The following is a 2881-nucleotide window of genomic DNA, read 5'->3' as shown; positions in this document are numbered from 1 at the left end:
GGAGGAATCGTCAGGCCGAGCGCTTTGGCGGTCTTGAGATTGATGATGAGCTCGAATCGCGTCGGGTCCTCGACCGGAAGGTCGGCCGGCCTGGCACCTCTCAGGATCTTGTCGACGTAAACCGCGGCGTGCCTGCGGAGCTCGAGCCAATTCACCCAATAGGACATGAGACCACCCTGCTCAACGTCGCGCCCATCGCCGTACATCGTCGGCAAGCGGTTCTTCGCGGCGAAACCTGAAATCGTCCCGGCGTGAGCGTCGTTGACGGCTTGAGGAAAGACATAGAGCGCATCGGGGTGCGCGGCCGTGAGAAGTGCCGCGACGTCGGGCTGCGTCGGACTGTCGATGATGACCGCAATCGGTGTGAGGCCGAGCGCGTGTCCCGCCTCCTGCATCGCGGCGAAGCTGCGGTCTTCGATCGGGTGGTTGCTCTTCAGGATCGCGACACGGGAAATCCTCGGCGCCGCCTCCTTCAGCAGCTGGAGCTGCTTCACGACAAACTCCGGTCCGGGACTGTTGGTGACGCCCGTCACATTGCCTCCAGGGCGCGCCATGCTCGCCACGAGTCCCATGCCAACGGGATTCGCGCTGCCTGCCATCACGATCGGGATTGTCGATGTTGCGTTCTTGGCGGCGAGCGCGGCCGGTGTTGTGATCGTCACGATCACATCGGGCTCGGATCGCACAATCTCGGCCGCCAGCTCCGGTAGTCGCTCTGCCTGCCGGTTCGCGGATTTGACCTCGATGCGCACATTCCGGCCTTCTGCATAGCCGAGCTGGGCCAGCCGCTCGCGAAATGCCGTGACGTCTCTGTCGTCGCCCTGCGCGTTGAGCGCGAGGATTGCGATCCGGTAAACCCGGCTGGTCGGCTGCGCGCGGGCAGCCGGCCGAACGATCAAGCCACCCGCGAAGCTCGCGATGACGGTTCGACGATTCATCATCGGGCTACCTCCTGCGCGCGAAGAAGCGCAACTGCAACCAAGGCTGCCAGCTTAGTCGTGACAGCAAAATCTGGCGGCTTAACCATGGAACCATCGTGAGATCGCATGGCGTGACACCCAACGAACAGCGTTTATCCGCCGCGCCGGCGTGCTGGCGGGAAGCGAGGATGTCATCGCGGCGGGTAAACCCGTCAGACTGAACCGCCGGCGCCGGCGGTGGCATGGGCAGTGAAAGTTCAGCCCCAGCCTTTGGCAATGCGCAGGAGCTGGCGCACCACCAGTGCGCCGGTTGTACGGGCCCTGTGGGCAGTGATAGTCGCCGGATTTCCCGGTGACTTCGCGCCCTGCGGTTGCCATCGCGGACGGAGGTCGCGGCTACCGGCGCGCCCCTCGACCCACTTCCCTACCGTCGCCGATCGCTACCTCTAAAGACGATCGGGACGGTCAGACGGAAGATACAAGGCGTCATCTGAGCCCTCGGACTTGCGGCCGACGGCCAGTACGGCGACCACCGGCAAGCTGAGGCCCGAGGAAACCGCGAACTTTGACGCCGCTTCCCCGAGGGCACGCATGATCGCGGCCCGACTCTCTAGCGGTTGCGACCGGAGCAGGGTGGCTAGGCGGACCGTCCCGCTCTCGATCAGGTGCGTAAGAGCCGCCACCGTCGGTAGGTCGAGTCTGCGCTCGATGAGGCCACACTGGCTCTCCTCAGCAACCAAGCCGGCGCCGCGCATGAGCGTCAGGCAACCCTCCAAGGTATTCAGCCCCCCGTGCGGCGGGGTCGGCAAAGCCGCGCCGAGATTCCCAGCTCCACGGACCGCCTCGATGGCAACTGCATGCTGTGCGTGCTTGTCCGGAGTCGCCCAAACCGTACAGGCAACGCGGCCACCCGGGCGGAGGACGCGGTGAACTTCCGACAGCGCGCGCTCTGGAAAAGGGAAGTGGTGCAGGCCAAAGTGCACAACGACAGCGTCAAATGACTCGGCGTCGTATGGCAGCGCCTCGGCATCAGCGTGGTCAAAGTGGATCGTCGGATGCAGCTTCCTGGCCTGTTCGAGCATCGCAGGCGAGAAGTCCGCGCCGACCGCGACAGCGCCTCTCTGGACCGCGTGCGCCGCGACGAATCCTGTTCCGCACGCGTTGTCAAGGAGGGCCTCACCTGTTCGCAAATCCACCGCGTCGAGGAGGACTTGGGCGTAGAGCCGAGTTGCTCGCTCGAAGGTGTCCGCGTACGCCTCGGCTGCTTGCTCCCAGCCGGCATATTCGAACTCTCGGTACGGGTGGGACGCGGGGGCGTGTTGCATGACGCCTGACGTTGATATGGGGCGACAGGTTTGCGCCCTAGCGCCGCGCACTCTGCGCCGCCCCGATCAAGTTGGCAATACGTGCGCGCCATGAGCACATTGCCCCGCCGGTGCACAGCCGCAAAGCACACCTTCGCGGACGGCCGCTTATGGCCGATTTCGGCTGCACGGGAATGCCGGCGATGGCCACCGCGTGCGCCGACAATCGCGGCTCTGCCCTTCCCGCCTGCCCGCCCCGTCATGCTCGACGTGCTCGCCATCACTGGCCCGATCTACCTGGCCATCGCCATCGGCTATGCCGCCACGCACGCCGGGCTGTTCGCCAAGGCCGACATGCAGGTGCTCGGCAGATTCGTCATCAACTTCGCGTTGCCCACCCTGATATTCCGCGCCCTGTCGACGCGGCCGATCGCCGAGGTCTTCAACCCCGGCTTCCTGCTGGCCTACGCGCTCGGCTCGCTGACGCTGATCGGCGCGGGCCTGTACTGGGTGCGTCGCGTGCGCGGCATGGACCATGCAGCCGCGACCTTCCACGCGATGGGCATGAGCTGCCCCAACAGCGGCTTCGTCGGCTACCCGATCCTGCTGCTCACCTTCGCGCCGGTGGCCGGCGTGGCGCTGGCGCTGTGCATGCTG

The 2881-nt window shown here is 65.7% G+C and carries 3 protein-coding genes; 1 reads left to right on the top strand and 2 read right to left on the bottom strand.

Going from position 1 to position 2881, the window contains the following annotated elements; all coding sequences use genetic code 11:
- On the bottom strand, window positions 1-941 hold a 941-nt coding region (locus JSV65_11000), incomplete at its 3' end, for an ABC transporter substrate-binding protein (protein UCH33115.1).
- A gap of 425 nt (window positions 942-1366) precedes the next feature.
- Window positions 1367-2245: a methyltransferase domain-containing protein gene (locus JSV65_10995; GenBank protein UCH33114.1), complete on the bottom strand. Its 879-nt coding sequence runs from the start codon at window positions 2243-2245 to the stop codon at window positions 1367-1369.
- A gap of 240 nt (window positions 2246-2485) precedes the next feature.
- Between JSV65_10995 and JSV65_10990 the strand changes: the two genes are divergently transcribed.
- A partial coding sequence (locus JSV65_10990; protein UCH33113.1) for an AEC family transporter occupies window positions 2486-2881 on the top strand: 396 nt, incomplete at its 3' end.

The sequence above is a fragment of the Armatimonadota bacterium genome (assembly GCA_020354555.1).
Taxonomy (GTDB): domain Bacteria; phylum Armatimonadota; class Hebobacteria.
This window is presented reverse-complemented; position numbering and strand designations above follow the sequence as displayed.

What these genes read in the sequence shown, in the direction of transcription:
- JSV65_10995 (UCH33114.1), bottom strand. Translation starts at nt 2,245, where the DNA reads ATGCAACACGCCCCCGCGTCCCACCCGTACCGAGAGTTCGAATATGCC.